Source organism: Mesorhizobium sp., from assembly GCF_004962245.1.
GTDB lineage: Bacteria > Pseudomonadota > Alphaproteobacteria > Rhizobiales > Rhizobiaceae > Mesorhizobium.
The window spans coordinates 1-14,552 of record NZ_SUHQ01000060.1 but is presented as its reverse complement, the minus strand read 5'-3'; the positions used below and the strand labels follow the sequence as shown (position 1 = coordinate 14,552).

Annotated in this window: 18 protein-coding genes and 2 pseudogenes; 11 read left to right on the top strand and 9 right to left on the bottom strand. The window is 60.4% G+C overall.

Annotation, left to right across the window (positions count from 1 at the left end):
- Positions 1–376 precede the first annotated feature (376 nt).
- Positions 377–652 (bottom strand): hypothetical protein, encoded by a 276-nt coding sequence (locus E5X88_RS32575; RefSeq protein WP_091600633.1) that lies wholly within the window; start codon positions 650–652, stop codon positions 377–379.
- A 409-nt stretch (positions 653–1,061) separates the two neighbouring features.
- Here E5X88_RS32575 and E5X88_RS32570 point away from each other — a divergent pair, with 409 nt between their 5' ends.
- From E5X88_RS32570 to tnpB, 3 genes are read left to right on the top strand one after another with little or no spacing between them, the layout of a single operon-like run.
- The gene (locus E5X88_RS32570) at positions 1,062–1,535 is read left to right on the top strand and encodes a transposase (protein ID WP_091600632.1); all 474 of its coding nucleotides are present in this window, start codon (positions 1,062–1,064) and stop codon (positions 1,533–1,535) included.
- A 54-nt stretch (positions 1,536–1,589) separates the two neighbouring features.
- A complete protein-coding gene (locus E5X88_RS32565) occupies positions 1,590–1,838 on the top strand; it encodes a transposase (RefSeq protein WP_236473611.1) in 249 nt (82 codons plus the stop codon).
- Positions 1,835–1,990, top strand: a complete 156-nt coding sequence (gene tnpB / locus E5X88_RS32560) for an IS66 family insertion sequence element accessory protein TnpB (protein ID WP_084831567.1) — start codon at positions 1,835–1,837, stop codon at positions 1,988–1,990. Before E5X88_RS32565 ends, tnpB begins: the two co-directional genes overlap by 4 nt.
- A gap of 46 nt (positions 1,991–2,036) precedes the next feature.
- Here the strand turns inward: tnpB and E5X88_RS32555 are convergent, their stop codons facing one another.
- Positions 2,037–2,285: a tyrosine-type recombinase/integrase gene (locus E5X88_RS32555; protein ID WP_236372574.1), complete on the bottom strand. Its 249-nt coding sequence runs from the start codon at positions 2,283–2,285 to the stop codon at positions 2,037–2,039.
- A gap of 201 nt (positions 2,286–2,486) precedes the next feature.
- Here E5X88_RS32555 and E5X88_RS32550 point away from each other — a divergent pair, with 201 nt between their 5' ends.
- The 3 genes from E5X88_RS32550 to E5X88_RS32540 all read left to right on the top strand — a co-directional run bounded on the left by E5X88_RS32550 (position 2,487) and on the right by E5X88_RS32540 (position 4,597).
- The gene (locus E5X88_RS32550) at positions 2,487–2,900 is read left to right on the top strand and encodes a hypothetical protein (protein WP_236372576.1); all 414 of its coding nucleotides are present in this window, start codon (positions 2,487–2,489) and stop codon (positions 2,898–2,900) included.
- Between the two features lie 93 nt (positions 2,901–2,993).
- A complete protein-coding gene (locus E5X88_RS32545; protein WP_259980032.1) occupies positions 2,994–3,122 on the top strand; it encodes a hypothetical protein in 129 nt (42 codons plus the stop codon).
- 1,058 nt (positions 3,123–4,180) lie between these two features.
- The gene (locus tag E5X88_RS32540; protein WP_063169404.1) at positions 4,181–4,597 is read left to right on the top strand and encodes a hypothetical protein; all 417 of its coding nucleotides are present in this window, start codon (positions 4,181–4,183) and stop codon (positions 4,595–4,597) included.
- Between the two features lie 250 nt (positions 4,598–4,847).
- Here E5X88_RS32540 and E5X88_RS33795 read toward each other — a convergent pair whose 3' ends face one another.
- The 5 genes from E5X88_RS33795 to E5X88_RS32510 form a co-directional block, all read right to left on the bottom strand.
- On the bottom strand, positions 4,848–5,609 hold the full coding sequence (locus tag E5X88_RS33795; RefSeq protein WP_245316069.1) for a redoxin domain-containing protein: 762 nt from the start codon (positions 5,607–5,609) through the stop codon (positions 4,848–4,850).
- 61 nt (positions 5,610–5,670) lie between these two features.
- Positions 5,671–5,895 (bottom strand): DUF411 domain-containing protein, encoded by a 225-nt coding sequence (locus tag E5X88_RS32525; RefSeq protein ID WP_236372580.1) that lies wholly within the window; start codon positions 5,893–5,895, stop codon positions 5,671–5,673.
- Entirely contained in the window at positions 5,892–6,434 is a 543-nt protein-coding gene (locus E5X88_RS32520; RefSeq protein ID WP_287096103.1) for a multicopper oxidase domain-containing protein, read from the bottom strand. Before E5X88_RS32520 ends, E5X88_RS32525 begins: the two co-directional genes overlap by 4 nt.
- Before the next feature lie 9 nt (positions 6,435–6,443).
- Positions 6,444–6,740 carry a hypothetical protein gene (locus E5X88_RS32515; RefSeq protein WP_236473614.1) on the bottom strand — a complete coding sequence of 99 codons (297 nt, stop codon included), beginning with the start codon at positions 6,738–6,740 and terminating at the stop codon, positions 6,444–6,446.
- A gap of 264 nt (positions 6,741–7,004) precedes the next feature.
- A complete protein-coding gene (locus tag E5X88_RS32510) occupies positions 7,005–7,463 on the bottom strand; it encodes a multicopper oxidase domain-containing protein (protein ID WP_287096104.1) in 459 nt (152 codons plus the stop codon).
- A 308-nt stretch (positions 7,464–7,771) separates the two neighbouring features.
- Between E5X88_RS32510 and E5X88_RS32505 the strand changes: the two genes are divergently transcribed.
- Entirely contained in the window at positions 7,772–7,960 is a 189-nt protein-coding gene (locus E5X88_RS32505; RefSeq protein WP_158302651.1) for a hypothetical protein, read from the top strand.
- Between the two features lie 152 nt (positions 7,961–8,112).
- Here E5X88_RS32505 and E5X88_RS32500 read toward each other — a convergent pair whose 3' ends face one another.
- A complete protein-coding gene (locus tag E5X88_RS32500) occupies positions 8,113–8,319 on the bottom strand; it encodes a hypothetical protein (protein ID WP_091600627.1) in 207 nt (68 codons plus the stop codon).
- Positions 8,320–9,199: 880 nt separating this feature from the next.
- Entirely contained in the window at positions 9,200–10,129 is a 930-nt protein-coding gene (locus E5X88_RS32495; protein ID WP_292168306.1) for a TauD/TfdA family dioxygenase, read from the bottom strand.
- Positions 10,130–10,758: 629 nt separating this feature from the next.
- On the opposite strand from E5X88_RS32495, the gene E5X88_RS32490 reads away from it, so the two are divergent.
- The 4 genes and pseudogenes from E5X88_RS32490 to E5X88_RS32475 all read left to right on the top strand — a co-directional run.
- On the top strand, positions 10,759–10,998 hold the full coding sequence (locus E5X88_RS32490; protein WP_292168305.1) for a hypothetical protein: 240 nt from the start codon (positions 10,759–10,761) through the stop codon (positions 10,996–10,998).
- A gap of 8 nt (positions 10,999–11,006) precedes the next feature.
- Positions 11,007–11,279 (top strand): annotated as a pseudogene (locus tag E5X88_RS32485) (pyridoxal-phosphate dependent enzyme); the annotation flags it as partial.
- 293 nt (positions 11,280–11,572) lie between these two features.
- On the top strand, positions 11,573–12,685 hold the full coding sequence (locus E5X88_RS32480) for a TlpA disulfide reductase family protein (RefSeq protein WP_126095612.1): 1,113 nt from the start codon (positions 11,573–11,575) through the stop codon (positions 12,683–12,685).
- A 357-nt stretch (positions 12,686–13,042) separates the two neighbouring features.
- Positions 13,043–14,552, top strand: a pseudogene (locus E5X88_RS32475) (glutamate synthase subunit alpha); the annotation flags it as partial.

The window sequence follows — 14,552 nt, the reverse complement described above, 5'->3', positions numbered from 1 at the left end:
GTTTGTTTCGATGAAAGGCATCCACACTTTGGATAGTTGACCACGCGTTTCAAAGATCGTGAACTACATCTCGTCGTTGTGCTCGACGCACTTCCGACAAGTAACCTCACGGGCGCGGCATGCAGGATCCGAGCCCAGCCGGTCATGAGTGCGGCCTTGCCGGGTCGGGCGATAGGCAGTCATGCCCTTCCTGCGGGTCAAGCACTCCGAAAAAACATTTCCCCCATAAATGCTAGATCTTCCGCTGCCTTTTCGCGTCACAGGCCGTCAAACGTCCGGCCGTTCACAACAGTGATCCGGCAAGTGTTTGGCTGCGCGAGACGATGCTGCAGGGAGTCGTCCTGCATGGCACTTCGCTATGATGCTGCGGTGCCGTCTAACGGCGCCTCGTGTTTGAACACACTGAACGGCCACCGCGATCAAAATCGATGGTTCGAGGACCGTTGATCATCACCCCGCCAGCCTCGATCTTGTTTGCCGCCACGAGAGCGACACAGAGACTGCTGGTGAAGATGCCCGCCTGCCCGCTATGTTCCGGATGGTTGACCATCCCGGATGGACCCATCGAGGGTGTCAAGGCGAGCATGAGCACAGGCGCGAACAGTTCACGGGCAGGCGCGACGGTGGCCGCAAAGCAACGTCGCGCCAGCATGCGATCTCAGCAGGATCGGCACCATCCTGTCAGGGAGCAATGCGAGTGGCTGGCTTAGCCGCTGCGACGCTGCCCGGCATCGATGACGAGGACCTGGCGCCGTGCGAGGAGCAAGAGTAGACGGATAGTATGCGCGGGAGTGGCGACCGACCACCTTGTTTCTAAGGCAGACTGAAAGCGGCTCTTACCGGGCGGCTACGCTGTTTCAGAGACTGGGGCGTCGTGCACATCCAGCCGATACTCTTTGTTGCGGATTGCGAACCGATTGCATTGCCGCAGTTACTGGCATCATGTTAACGCGTCGGACGGCGACATTGGCGAGCACGGTTTTGTGGCCGCAGTTGACAAAGCCCATAAGTTCTAGATGCTGCGTGCTAGAATAGATGTTTGAAATCGCAGGGAGTTTCTGATGTCCAACCTTAAGGAAACTGAGGCAACCCAGGCAGCAGGCGAGGTGCCCGTGAAGGAACAGACACCCGATACAAAGGCGCCGAAGACGCGGAAGCGGACCGCGCAGCGCGCAGGTGCTATACGAACCAGAGCCGCCAGCTCGGCTCTTCAGGCGTCTTCATCTAAAGCGATCGCTTCGCCTACAGTCCGGGCAGCGCGGAGAAATTACTCTGAGAACGAGCGTGCCCAGAAGCTCGGCGAGATCGAGAAGCAGATCGGACGGGGAGAGAGTATCAAGGCAGCCGTTCAGAACGCTGGAATATCGGAACAGACGTACTATCACTGGAAAAGGGCTGCTGGGCAGACAACACAGAGCGATGAGCTCAAGGATCTTGTGAAGCTTGAAGAAGAGAACGCCCGTCTGAAGAAGCTCCTCGCTGACCGGCTCCGGAAAGAAAACGCCGAGCTCAGGAAAAAGCTCGGGCTTGCTTGAGCCCTTTGCCGCCATAGGCAAAAAGCCCGAGGGGCGGCTGACCTGAGCTCCAAGGTGACCTTCCTTTCTTCCTGTGACACAGCGAACAGCGTCGCGCCCAGCAGCCGATACTGGCGCAACGAGCTGTTTCGACCTGAGACCGGGCAGCCGGCAACTGAAGACGTTCTTGACGAACGCGCCCAGCCGCTCCCGCCGCCAGTGGTGATCGAGCTGGACGTCGCCGGCAAGGTGCGGCTGCGGATTCCACTGACCACGCCGCCAACACTGGCAGCGGCGATGGTGAAGGCGCGGGGCGTTTCATGATCCCGGTCCCGAGCCAGGTGCGGATCTGGTTGGCGGTGGGCCGGACCGATATGCGTCGCGGAATGCAGCGTCTCGCTCTGCAGGTTCAGGAGACATTGGGCCGGGATCCGCATTTATGCGTCGGGCGAGATTATGTGGCGGAGCCGCCCTGACCCCTTCGGACCGGCCAAACCCAGCTTGCCTCCGCCACATAAACATTCAGATGGAGTTCAGCAGTTGCAGAACGGAGTCATTTGGTCGGAAACGCACGCCGTGATCGCCGGTGACGCCCGCCTTCTCGAGTCCATTGCGCATCATCTCTACATCCGCTGTGGCATAGCGGTGGGTCGTGGCGACCCGTGCATGCCCGAGCCAGGCTTGGATCGTCAAAAGGTCCACGCCGGACTGGAGAAGCTTCATGGCGAGGGAGTGCCGGAAGATGTGCGGCGATATGGGCTTGTCGGCCAAAGCCGGTCTGGTAGGCCCGGCGCTCGTTGCGGGCGCCGAGGAATATCGGTCGCGGCTCGTGATGGGCGATCCCGCGCTCGCTCAACAAGGATGTCAGCGCCCGCAGCCGGGTCCTTAGCAATGGGGACGACGCGGTCTCTACGCCCTTTGCCGCGCAGCAGCACTTGTGGGTGCGGCCGCTCCAACTGAAGGTCGTTTGCGTTGACGCCGGTGGCTTCGGAGGCCCGGGCGCCGGTTCGTGCCAAGAAAGAGCAGAAAGGCTCGGTCGCGCCGACCACGGGGCGTCTTTGGATCTGGCGCCGCGATGAGGGTGTCCACTTCGGCCGTGGTGAGGTGGTACGTCACGTCAATGTGCGTCCGTTTAATGGGAATCGTCAGCACGCGTTGGGCGACGCCGAAGGATGCCGGGTCGGCGGCAGCGACGTGGCGGAAGAAAGATCGGATCGCGGCCAAGCGGGCGTTGCGCGTGGTGACGGAATTGTTCCGCTTCTCCTCGAGTTCGTCGAGAAAAGCGAGAACGAGATCTCGATCAGCTCTTCGAGCGCCAACGCCCCCGGCTTCTTCCGCAATCGGGCGGCGGCAAAGAGGATCAGCATGCGCAAGGCATCGCGATAGCTGGCCACGGTCGCGGGAGTCGCATTGCGCTGCTTCGTCAGGCGCCGGCGGAAATAGGACTCCAGGAGCGGCGCTAGGAGTAGGTGTTAACTCATGCTGCTCCTTGAGCGCGCCGCCATCGAGTGCCACCTCGGCTTGATCAATCAGATCAACGAGGCGTTGACGGTGGTCGAGGCGGATATCGCGGTGGTGCCCACTAGGATCCGACAATCCGTCGCCTGATGACGTTGCCTCCGACGTCACCGTGGGTGCGAACGTTGCCGCGGCAATCGGCAACATTCGGCGCTTCAGCGATCCACAGAGGCTTGTCGCCTACCTTGGCTTCTTCCGAGCGTGCGGCAGTCGGTGAGGGACCGGCCTATCATGGCCGCATCACGAAGCACGTCTCCTGAATCGAAACCTCTATCCGATCGACGAACGCCTCAAGTCTCGCAGGCGAGCAAGGCCGGGCGGGTCCGGGCGGGTCCAGATGTAGTAGGTATCCTAATCATCGCCGAGCGTGTTTAGCTTGGGTCGCGCAGAAAGGTGGATGGCGTGAGCGCGCTGAGATGGATCGCCATTTGGACTAAACGACGGGACGGCTGACTGGTATGCGCGTTCAATTGATCTGGCGCCTTAAATGCAGGAAGGCTTCGCGGCCGGTACGAGGCGCATCCCTCCTCCGAAGCAGCACGCCCAAGTATCATCACAAGCCCCGAGCGCTCGCGTTCGGCGATGTCCAATTTCCGACAATGTCGGAATACAGTCAGATCTGCTGGATTGACTTTAAATGGTTTTCTCATTTGGCACAGCGCATGCTGGTTATCCGCAAACACGTGACCGACCAACAAGAAGTCGCATGATCACCTCACCAAAACATACAGCCGCGGAACAATCACTTGGCCCGAACTTGCTTATCGCCCTCCCCGTCACCACAACCGGAGCCATCCATGTCTGACGGGCTGCCCAGGATACCTACTGCGACCGCGCTTGCCCGGTGACGACCGCTCCGGCTCCGCCCGTTACCGACGAGGCAAAGTGACGGATTTCCTGCTTTTCAACGACATGGAGGTGGTTGTCATTCCCGCTGGGGGACAGACTCGGCCTGTTCAAGGCATTGCGCGAAGGCGGCAAGATGACGGCCACCCGTGCGCGAACTCAAGGAGCGCAGCCTGTATCGTGTATCAGGCAAATAGGCCGTCGGTCAGTGACCTTGACACAGGGGACATGCGCAAGGTCCTGAAGTTTGATGTAGCGATAGAAGGGTGCCAATGACAACAATAGCTTACAGGAACGGAACCATGGCTGGCGACGGCCGAGCCTTGGGTTTTGACTCAGTATCCGTCGGTGAGAAAACGAAGGTGTTTCGCTTATGCGACGGCACACTCATCGGCGTTTCCTCTTCGTCCTTGGGTATTCCAAAGGCCGTTCGAGACTGGGTTGAGAAGGGCATGGATGTTTCTGATATTCCTGTGCCGCGCAACGACGACAATTTTGAATTTGAGGCGCTGATAGTGCGCAAAAATGGGGAAGCCGTATTGTTGGACGGCAATTGGCTGCCAAGTGATCCCGTGAAAGGTGAATATTATGCCATCGGGAGCGGCAAGCAGTATGCTTTGGCCGCGCTGGTTTTGGGCAAGTCAGCTAAGGAAAGCGTCGAAGTTGCCGCGAAACTCGACGTTTGGACTGGTGGCACAGTCACTGCCATAACTCACTAAACCCGCCTTTCGGCGGGAGTGTGACAGTGCGAGCGTGGAAGTAGGGCGCCACCCCGGGGCACGTCGAGCCCTGTCATCTGCTTGCGTTGTTGGACATGTGAGCTGGTCCATAAGCGCGCGAAAGCGTCCAGTTGTGGCCAAAAGCACGATTTGCGACAGAACCGGCCCGCTTCTATGAGTATGGGCCGCTTTTTGCGGCCAGCGTGCTTGCCATCCTGCCGCCAGTGGCCGTCGCCTTCTTCTTCCAAGGTTACCTCGTCATGAAGTAGAGCACCACGATCTTGTCGGAGAAATCGGAAAGGCGGACGGCCCTTCCGTCCGCGTCGGCCAGTTCGAAAGGCGGCGCGGCCTGCTCGTCGATCGCCTGGAAGAACCTCTCCGCGCTGTCCCTCATCTTGTCGAGATCGGCGCCCGGATGGTGGGCCAGCGCGGAGGTCGCGAGGATCAGCGCCAGAAATTGAATCGCAAGCGACGGTTTCGCTTTCATGGACAATGCATTCCGGTTGGGGGCGTTCGAGGGCTCCGCGGCTAGGATTGGTCTCACTGTGTCTGCTCCCGCTCCCGGCGGCTCATCTGCCTGATAGGCGCGTTCCCGCTCGGGCCATGTGCTTTTGATGAAGGCCAGAACGGCCCGGATCTCCTCGTCGGTGAGGACATTCCCGAAGCCCGGCATGTCGCTCTGGTAGCCGCCGCCGACGACCGCGGCCGGTCCCGGCGCCGGCATGCGTCCCGAAGGCAGCGGGCTTTCCAATCGCGCTGACCTTCGCCTGGCTAAAACCGTCTTGCCTAGCGCTATCGCCGCGGCCGGGGCGCCGCCACCGGCCATCCGGTTGGCGAGCCAAGGCAATGTCCAGACCAATCCGAGGCCTGCCGCGGCCACGCATCGATAAGAGGACCGACGCCCTTCTCCTTTGCCGCCGCTGGAGAACAGGTACTTGATCAGCGCGGCCGTCCCGAGGACGAGCACGACGACGACAAGCAGCCACACCAGGCCCATGCCGAACATCATCATGCCGCTCATGCATTCCATCATCGAAGCCTCCTATTCCGTGGCGTAGACGCCGCCGGTCCCGTCAGACTTCCGGATTTCGAGAATCTCGAAGGGCGCTTCCTTCGTGCCACTCATGCCGGGGGAGCCCATCGGCATGCCGGGCAGCGTCATGCCCTTTGATGTCGGGCCGCTCGGTCAAGAGCTTGTTGACCGTGCCGACCGGCACATGGCCGCTCACCACATAGCCGTCGATGAACGAGAGAAGGCAGCCATCGGCTTCCGGCGGAATGCCCTCTTCGCGGCTCATGGCGAAAAGGTCGTGCGTCGGCCTTGACGGTGACAGCGAAGCCGTTTCCTGCAAATAGCCGGCATAACCTTCGCAGCAGCCGCATTGCGGGTTCTTGTAGAGCGTGACGTCCTTTCGCCGGCGAACGCCGGAGCGGCGCCTGACAGGTTCGAGGCGAGGACAAGAGCTATCAGGGTATTGGACATTTTTGCTTCTCCTTCGGCTTGTGGACTGGTCAGGCGACCGGCCGCCTGGTGTTCGAGAACGTGGCAGTGGAACATCCAATTGCCGGGATTGTCGGCGACGAAGGCGATCTCGACCTTCTCGCGCGGCGAAACCAGCGCCGTGTCCTGCCATTCGCGACGTGGGGTGGGCTGGCCGTTGCGGGAAATCACCCGGAAGGAATGGCCGTGCAGATGGATCGGATCATGCCACGCGGTTGCGTTGGTCGTGGCGATGACGTGGCTCTTATTCCGCAAGAGCGTCAGCCCCGGCTTCATGTCGTGATTGGCCTCGTCGGCGGCGACGCCGTTGATGAACCAGGCGGTGCCGGAATTCATCGTCCTGCATCATGCGCCCGGACCCATGCTTTCACCCATGTCCTGCGCCACCATCTCGCCCATCATGCCGCCGGTGAAGACGACTTCGTTGCGGGACGCTGTATCGAGGTCCGGCTCCGGCAGCGGAATGGTCGGCAGGGTCAGCGGCCAATCAGGCACACGTGCCCTAAGCGGAGTGTCGGAATAAACAAGATCGACGAGCTCATATTCCAGCCCCTCGTAGAACTGGTCGAAGATCGAAAGCCGGCTGCCCGGCTTGCCCGTCATGTCGAGGATCAGATCGGTGCGCATTGCGGGACCCAGCACCACCCGCCTCCGGCGCGTGTGGCGTCACCGGCTGGCCGTCGAGCGCGATGACGGCCGGCCTGAAAACCCGTGAAGTCGGGACTGAAGATGCGTGCATTGGCGGCGTTGATCAGCCGCAGCCGGATGCGCTCGCCCTTTCTGACCGCAAAGGTATCCGGCACGCGGCCATTGATGATAACCGTGTTGCCGACGCGGCCATTGTGGTGAATGTCGTGCCGGTTGCCGAAATCCTCGCTGATTGCGCCAGATTTCGTCAGCCCTCAGTCACCGAGCATCCAGGTCACCTCGCGATCGGCCCGCACCGCCTTCGGTTCCTCGATGATCAGCGGACCATAAAGTCCGCGCCCGACCTGTTCGAAGCTCCGCTTGGTGCGGGTGATACCAGCAGATGCCGACGTCGACGGCGTCGAACTCGTAGACGAAGCGCTCGCCCGCTCCAATCGGCTTCTGCGTGAGGTGAGGCACGCCATCCATGGCATGTGGCACACACACGCGATGCCAGTGCACGGTCGTTTTCTCGGCAAGGCCGTTCTCTACCTCGACCCGCACGCGCTCGCCCTGACGGACCCGGATTTCCGGGCCTGGAACGGGCCTTCGGCGCGCAATCGAGCCCGGTTCACCCGGCCCAATGGCGTCCACTTTGGGGGCGCATGCACTGCAGACCCGCTGGACCTGATCCGGGAGAGAATGGGCGCGGCGATTGGAATAGCTATGAAAGCGCATCGGACCGTGGAACTGCGCGCGCAGACTTTCGGAGGAAGGCTCGCTTTTAAGCGTTATCGTGCAACTCTGACCGTTCTTCGCCTTGGCGGGTGCCGCGGAAGAATCCCGGGTTCTGCGAGCGCTCCGAGAACACCTGCGGTCGATCCTGTACCACAATTTCGCGAAGCTCGATGCTCTCTACAAACGATGTCTTGGATTCTCACGCCCTTATTTCAGCACTTCGCTCGCTTGCCCGACTCGGCCGCGGTCAGCCTTCACCGCCAATTTTATTGGCGCAGCGACGTTCCTATCGGGTCAGGCGAAGCTTCTTGAACCTGCCGCTCTCTCGTTGCCCTGGCACGATTAATCGTCCTCTCAGTCTCGTCATTGGCGGAGTCGCTCCTGAGGCGCGCGCCGGCGAGTTCGAGGAGCGCGTGGCTATCTCCTCGGTCCAGCCGGATTCCGCTGCGCGCTCAGCCAATTCCTGGAAGGCCGATTCCAAGGCGAGCTGGCATTGAAGGCCGCGGTCCGGATGGTCGACTGGGCAGCTTGGTTCCACGATCGCAATGCTTGATCGCTTCATTGCAGGCCATGGGCTCTCGCCCTCTCCTTTTGCCACACGAGGCGCCAGCTCACGTGTTGTTGTTGGCGTGCGCCCCGGCAACCGCTTTCACCAGCCGCTCCGGCGATCCCGCGCGCTCCAGCTCCGCAAAGAATGATGCGGCGTGACGCTACCCAGCCGGTGCTTCTCGGCCAATTTGCACACATAGGGATAGTCGACCATGAAATCGGATCGAGGCGAGGCGTTGGACGTTTCAGTCTTGGTCTGAATGCCGCCGCCCACGAGCCGATCGGCCTTCTCGATGATTTGGCGCACCCTCGTTGTCGACAAGCCATGTTCCTGAGCCAGGTCGGCGAAACTCTTGCCCTTCAGAAAGCCGTCGACCAGGGCTATGTTCCTATCGACGGTCGGCTAAATCCCAGCAGGCGCGCAGTTTTCCAGCATCATTCCGTTTGTTCATCCGCTTGTCCGCGCCCCCTGCAAATCCTACCGGGCCAAATCGGTGCTTGGAAGACCCACTCATGTCATGGCCTCGGGAAAGTACCAGGCCGACGGTCATGTGAATACGAAAGATGCTGGCGATCACCATGATCGTTGGTGACCGCTGACCTCCCGAATGTCGGCTTCGACGGCACACCGGGAGCTCTCGGCAATGTTGAATAATTCCGTTTGAAGATGGTTGACTTCGTCGTCGAGGCTCGATCCATCAGGATCGGTATCGACGATTCTATATTTGAGGAACCCAAATTCGTTTGACTCGCGCAATTCGCTGTACGGCGTATCATCGCAAGCGCGGGATTGCGACATCCTGCGAAGTGCCCGCGTTGCTGGAATCGATTTTGCGGAAGTAAAAAGGCCCCGGCGCTGGGTCGGCGCGCAGGGCCTTCAGGCATGTACGAGCTACCAGCATGTCCAGTTATGATCGTGCGCTATCATAATGAACAAACGGTGAATGATCGCTATCCGAGGTGCAGGGCGGGCGAGATGGTGGGGCGGTGGGGGACCTGTACCGCTGCAGCGGGGCCACGAGCAGCGACTCGAGCCATGCGCCACGCTGCAGGACCTCGATTTCGGGCCAAGCCTCGAGCCCGCAACTCGCCTTGCTTCTCGGAAATCATAAGGCTTTGTGGGGCGGTTAAGCAGCGCGATATGGCCGCGGCGATACGAAGTTTTCATCTTTACCCTGTTCAGACGGTCAGGCTGCCTTCGCCGCCGGCTTGGCTGCCTTGACACGGGTTATACTGCGGCGACCGTCGACGCCGATCGGAACGTCACCGTCAACCGTAGCGCGACGCACAACCCGGTGCTGGTCGCCATAGTCGTTGACCGCATAATGCTGGGTAGCACGGTTGTCCCAGATAGCGACGTCGCTTACTTGCCAGCGCCACCGCACGGTATTTTCCGGGGCAGTGACGTAGGACTGGAACACCTCGTAGAGTTTGGCGGAATCGCTCTTGGAAAGGCCGACGAGGCGCTGCACGAAATTGCCGAGCAGCAGCGACTTCTCCCCGGTTTTGGGATGGACGCGCACGACCGGATGCTCGGTCTCGTAGATCGTCGATGTGAAGACTTCCTCGAAGTGCCTCTTCTCTTCGGCTGTGGCGCGCGGGCGCACGGCTGCGTAGTCGTAGGCATTGCTATGAATAGCCCACAGATTGTCCGCCAATATTTTGAGCGGCGCCGGCAGATTCTCGTACGCGGCGTGCGTGTTGGACCAGATCGTGTCGCCCCCCGCCGCCGGAATGACGACGCCACGTAGGACCGAGAATTTCGGATAGGCATCGACGAAAGTCACATCGGTATGCCACTGGTCTGCCCTGCCACCGCCACGGCCGGAATCGAGATTGAGGATTGAGGCCGTGCCGGCTGCCGGCCCCTGCGTGGGATGAGGTACAAGGTTACCCAGACGCCGCGCGAACAATTCCTGCTCCGCATCGTCGAGGTGCTCCTGGCCGCGGAAGAAGATCACCTTGTGTTTTAGAAGAAGCTGGTTGATGGCTGCTATCGCTGCGTCCGAAAGGTCTCCGCCAAGGCGAACGCCTCTGATTTCAGCTCCGACACGGCTGGTCAGCGGTACAACGTCGGAGTCAAGAATGGTCCGGTTGACAAGGACTGGATTGCTCATGGGTTCTCCTGTTTGATCTTGAAAGGGATAGCAAGTCACATCCGGCCAGCGGATGTCCGCGCTGCGTTGAAAAGTCTCATCGCTAGTCGACAGAGCTATCGAACAGGATAATTGACGTAAACTATAGAAAGAATGTTCTAATTTAAACTGGCTCGACGAAAGAGCAGTCTCCGTTGCTCCGGTCTCGGTGTTGAGTTCTCTAAGGCTGCGCCACACCTTGGTCCCCACGCCGGCATATGATCTCATTGTGCAGCCCCGTGCTCGCACGCCCCGTACTGGCGAAACTAATTGCAAGCTGCTGCAACACGCCCCCCTGGCGGCCTGCACCGAAACGACGACAGGGGTGCATCTGATTAGCCGTGAACCCAGGTCTCAAAAACCATCCGGCGTGACGAGCGGACGCACCGCACGTGTGACACCCGCCTTGTGGGGCAGGGTTGCCTTTCTCAATCCCGGCGTTGGTCGACGTCCCAATGAGCAGCAAGCTATTATCGGCCGCCGAATCTTAGTGGCTTCGTCGAGAGCCTCAATCAACCAAGCGGCGAAAGCCTCGCTAGAGTCTCGCCCGCCTGTCGCTATGAAGCAGTTGCAGGCAGCGCTGCTTCAGGCGCATGAACTCGCCCGATGCAATGATTTCCGTTGCCCTGGGTCTTTCGAAGGGCACTGTTTCGATTCCCTTCTTCTTCGGCGCGCTGCTTGATGCCGACATACGGTTTCTTGACCTGCCGCCTGAACGGCTGCCGAAGCGGGTCCCCCGCCAGCGACCCCGACAATCCACTGTTCCGCAACTGCTGAAGAGCCGACTGCGCTCGCATCCCGATGCTGCGCAACGGCACTATGCCGACATTCTGGAGACCGCAGCCGCATGAGCCTCGAGATGTTCCGCCGACCGTCGACAAAGGCGTCCTCTCGCCTGCGTCCGCCATTTGCGTCAGTGCTCGATCTGATTGGGGAGACGCCGGTCGTCGAACTGAAGAGCTTCGATACCGGCAGGTGTCGTCTCTTCGTCAAGCTCGAAAGCCAGAATCCCGGCGGATCGATCAAGGATCGCATTGCGTTGTCGATGATCGTTAATGCCGAACAGCGTGGCCAGCTCGCGCGGGGCGGTACAATCATCGAAGCGACCGCTGGCAACACAGGGCTCGGCCTGACCTTCTGGCGGCACGAAGCGCGTGATCGCGTGTCCAAAAGCTGACAGCGTCAGACAAATGTCAGGTTCATTACAACCAACATCTGGGCACTGTCGAGGTTTTTCGAAGCAATGGGCGCTAACTGCGCGCTGAGCGCGTTGGCATGGTTTTTGAGACTGAGTGACTGTGACTGCACTCAATGGGGCAAGACGAGCGATCCGCTCCTCCCTGAACCCGTGTGCCGTCTCTGAGAGGAAACCAGCTCGTGCAGAAACCTTTGGAAATAGCTTTGGACCGCAACGTGGTATTGCAGATGGAATCCCCGGCTCCTTCGATTAAAGTCGAGAACTGGCTGCGTGGCGAGCCCCTCACCAGCTTTGAGCCTGGCAAAGTGTGCATAGTCGAATTTTGGGCAACTTGGTGCGGCCCATGTGTGGACGGGATGCCCCATCTGATCCAGCTGCAGGAGAAATACAAGGACAACGGCGTTGAGATCGTCGGAGTCGCGGCTTCTGAAGACGCTCCAACGGCCGACGAGGCCCGAAGCACGTTGGACGCTTGGTTGACCGAAAAATTCCCGAATCTGAACTATCGGATCGCATTCGACTCCACAGGCGAAATGGACAAGCTTTGGATGGAGCCCAGCTTTTCTTACGGGGTCCCGACCTCGTTCGTGGTCGACCGAGACGGCCACATCGCCTTTATCGGTCATCCGACGCAACTCGATGAGGTTTTGCCGAAGGTGCTTAACGGCAGCTGGCGCATCAGCGATCAGGCAAAATCCGCCGATACGGAGCGGATTGCGGAAGGCGAAACCATAGCGCGCGAACAAGCGCTGACCAAGCCCATATACGACAAACTTCGGCCGGCAATGGAGGCCGAGGATTGGAAGACGGCGCTCTCGGCGATTGAAGAAGGCCTCGCATTGATACCGGACAAACTCAACTTCCGCGTGAGTCATGTCAATCTGTTGCTTCACAGAATGCGCGACATGCAGGCCGGCTTGCCCGTAATGCGCCAATTCGTTCGCGACGCGATCGACAGAAAGTCCGAGGGATGGATGTATTGGGCGCTATACCAACTCTTCGCGCCGGGCTTTGATTATTCCGGCTTTCCGTCTGCTGAGCGCTTCGCGATGGGCGAAGAGCTGTCCAAACACATCGTGGCACTGCCGCAAGGCGGCGGCTCTAAGTTCCTGTCTTATCCGGTGGTCGCTCAGTACTATCATGAGAGCGGCAACAAAGATCGCGCCATCGAGTTGGTCGAGCAGACACTGAAAGCGCTGGAGGGTCCGGAGCCTATCTCGGACGACCTGAAACAGCACCTTCTACCCGAGTTGCTGCAGGCTCTGGCCAACTACAAGGGTGAGAAGGTTTGTTACGGCGCTCTCTGTGTGGCTCCGCAAGAGGATTCTCCCAAAAGGTGAAAGGGGCGGCCAAGGAGGAAACCAAAGAGGGGCGAATGGCTTACTGGCCAATTCGTCCATTTCCCTGACGTGGATGTACAAATAGGTCGGCCCAGGCGTCCAGCCCAGCCTCGCCGTTATCCGCAAACACGTGACCGAGCAAGGAGAAGACGTGCCTGATCAACTCACCAAAACATACTGCCGCTAAGGGTCTCCCGGACCCGTCGAAGATGGCACTGGAGTAAGGCTGGCAACATGAAGAAGGTTACTCAGCCAGCTCGGCGCTGCCCACCGATCCACCTGCGCCCACAGGCGGGGAAGACGGGGGACGCAGCCGACCGCCTGTCTCTGCGCCAGGCAAGAACGGAGGACAGGACGATGACGGAAGTGACGCCATCTGCGACGAACGGCCCGGCCGCGCAGACGAAAGCGCCAGCCGTCAAAAATCCGTCCATCGCCACTGGCCTGACCAGGATCGGGCGGACCCCTACCGGGTTCGCCGCCCACGGCCTCTACGATCCGCGCAACGAGCACGATGCCTGCGGCGTCGGCTTCATCGTCAATATGAAGGGCGTGAAGTCGCATCAAATCGTCACGGACGGCCTGGCGGTGCTCGAAAATCTGACGCATCGCGGCGCCGTCGGCGCCGACCCGCTGATGGGCGACGGCGCGGGCGTGCTGGTGCAGCTTCCCGACCGCTTCTTCCGCGAGGAGATGGCCAGCCAGGGCGTCGAACTGCCCAAGCCCGGCCATTACGCCGTCGGCCATGTGTTCATGCCGCGCGATCCTGAGCTTCAGGCGCATATCGAAGGCATCATCGCCGAGGTCGCGCAGCTCGAAGGCCAGCCGCTGCTCGGCTTTCGCGACGTGCCGGTCGACAATTCATCGCTGTCAAAGGCGCCTGATATCGCTGCTTCAGAACCGGTCCAGCGGCAGGTGTTTTTGGGTCGTGGCGCCGAGATCGAGAGCGACGACGATTACGAACGGCGGCTCTACATCCTGCGCAAGGTCATTTCCGGTCGTATCCACGAAGAGACCAAGGGCGTCGACAATGGCTTCTACGTCGTGTCGATGTCATCGCGGACCATCGTCTACAAGGGCATGTTCCTGGCCTATCAGGTCGGCGCCTATTACAAGGATCTGACCGATCCGCGTTTCGAGACGGCGCTGATCCTCGTCCACCAGCGTTTCTCGACCAACACCTTCCCGTCGTGGAAGCTGGCGCATCCCTATCGCATGGTCGCCCACAATGGCGAGATCAACACGCTGCGCGGCAACGTCAACTGGATGGCGGCGCGGCAGGCCTCGGTCGATTCCGAACTGTTCGGCAACGACATCTCCAAGCTGTGGCCGATCTCCTATGAGGGGCAGTCGGACACCGCCTGTTTCGACAATGCGCTCGAATTCCTGACGCAGGGCGGCTACTCGCTCGCTCACGCAATGATGATGCTGATCCCTGAGGCCTGGGCCGGCAACAAGCTGATGGATCAAGATCGCAAGGCCTTTTATGAATACCACGCCGCCCTGATGGAGCCGTGGGACGGGCCGGCGGCGGTGGCCTTCACCGACGGCCGCCAGATCGGCGCCACGCTCGACCGCAACGGGCTGCGCCCGGCGCGCTACATCGTCACCGACGACGATCGCGTCATCATGGCCTCGGAAGCCGGCGTGCTGCCGGTGCCGGAGGAAAGGATCGTCAAGAAGTGGCGGCTGCAGCCCGGCCGCATGCTGCTGATCGACCTGGAGAAGGGTCGCATCGTTTCCGACGAGGAGATCAAGTCGGAGATCGCGACCAGGCATCCCTACAAGAGCTGGCTCGCCAACACCCAGCTCATCCTCGAAGACCTGAAGCCGGTCGAACCGCGCGCGCTGCGCAAGGATGTCAGCC

Coding starts and splice junctions, on each gene's coding strand:
- E5X88_RS32480 (WP_126095612.1), top strand. CDS start 11,573: ATGGAATCCCCGGCTCCTTCGATTAAAGTCGAGAACTGGCTGCGTGGC.
- E5X88_RS32540 (WP_063169404.1), top strand. CDS start 4,181: ATGGCTGGCGACGGCCGAGCCTTGGGTTTTGACTCAGTATCCGTCGGT.
- E5X88_RS32510 (WP_287096104.1), bottom strand. CDS start 7,463: ATGCGCTTTCATAGCTATTCCAATCGCCGCGCCCATTCTCTCCCGGAT.
- E5X88_RS32575 (WP_091600633.1), bottom strand. CDS start 652: ATGCTGGCGCGACGTTGCTTTGCGGCCACCGTCGCGCCTGCCCGTGAA.
- tnpB (WP_084831567.1), top strand. CDS start 1,835: ATGATCCCGGTCCCGAGCCAGGTGCGGATCTGGTTGGCGGTGGGCCGG.
- E5X88_RS32570 (WP_091600632.1), top strand. CDS start 1,062: ATGTCCAACCTTAAGGAAACTGAGGCAACCCAGGCAGCAGGCGAGGTG.
- E5X88_RS32545 (WP_259980032.1), top strand. CDS start 2,994: ATGCTGCTCCTTGAGCGCGCCGCCATCGAGTGCCACCTCGGCTTGATC.
- E5X88_RS32495 (WP_292168306.1), bottom strand. CDS start 10,129: ATGAGCAATCCAGTCCTTGTCAACCGGACCATTCTTGACTCCGACGTT.
- E5X88_RS32520 (WP_287096103.1), bottom strand. CDS start 6,434: ATGAATTCCGGCACCGCCTGGTTCATCAACGGCGTCGCCGCCGACGAG.
- E5X88_RS32525 (WP_236372580.1), bottom strand. CDS start 5,895: ATGAGCCGCGAAGAGGGCATTCCGCCGGAAGCCGATGGCTGCCTTCTC.
- E5X88_RS33795 (WP_245316069.1), bottom strand. CDS start 5,609: ATGATGATGTTCGGCATGGGCCTGGTGTGGCTGCTTGTCGTCGTCGTG.
- E5X88_RS32490 (WP_292168305.1), top strand. CDS start 10,759: ATGATTTCCGTTGCCCTGGGTCTTTCGAAGGGCACTGTTTCGATTCCC.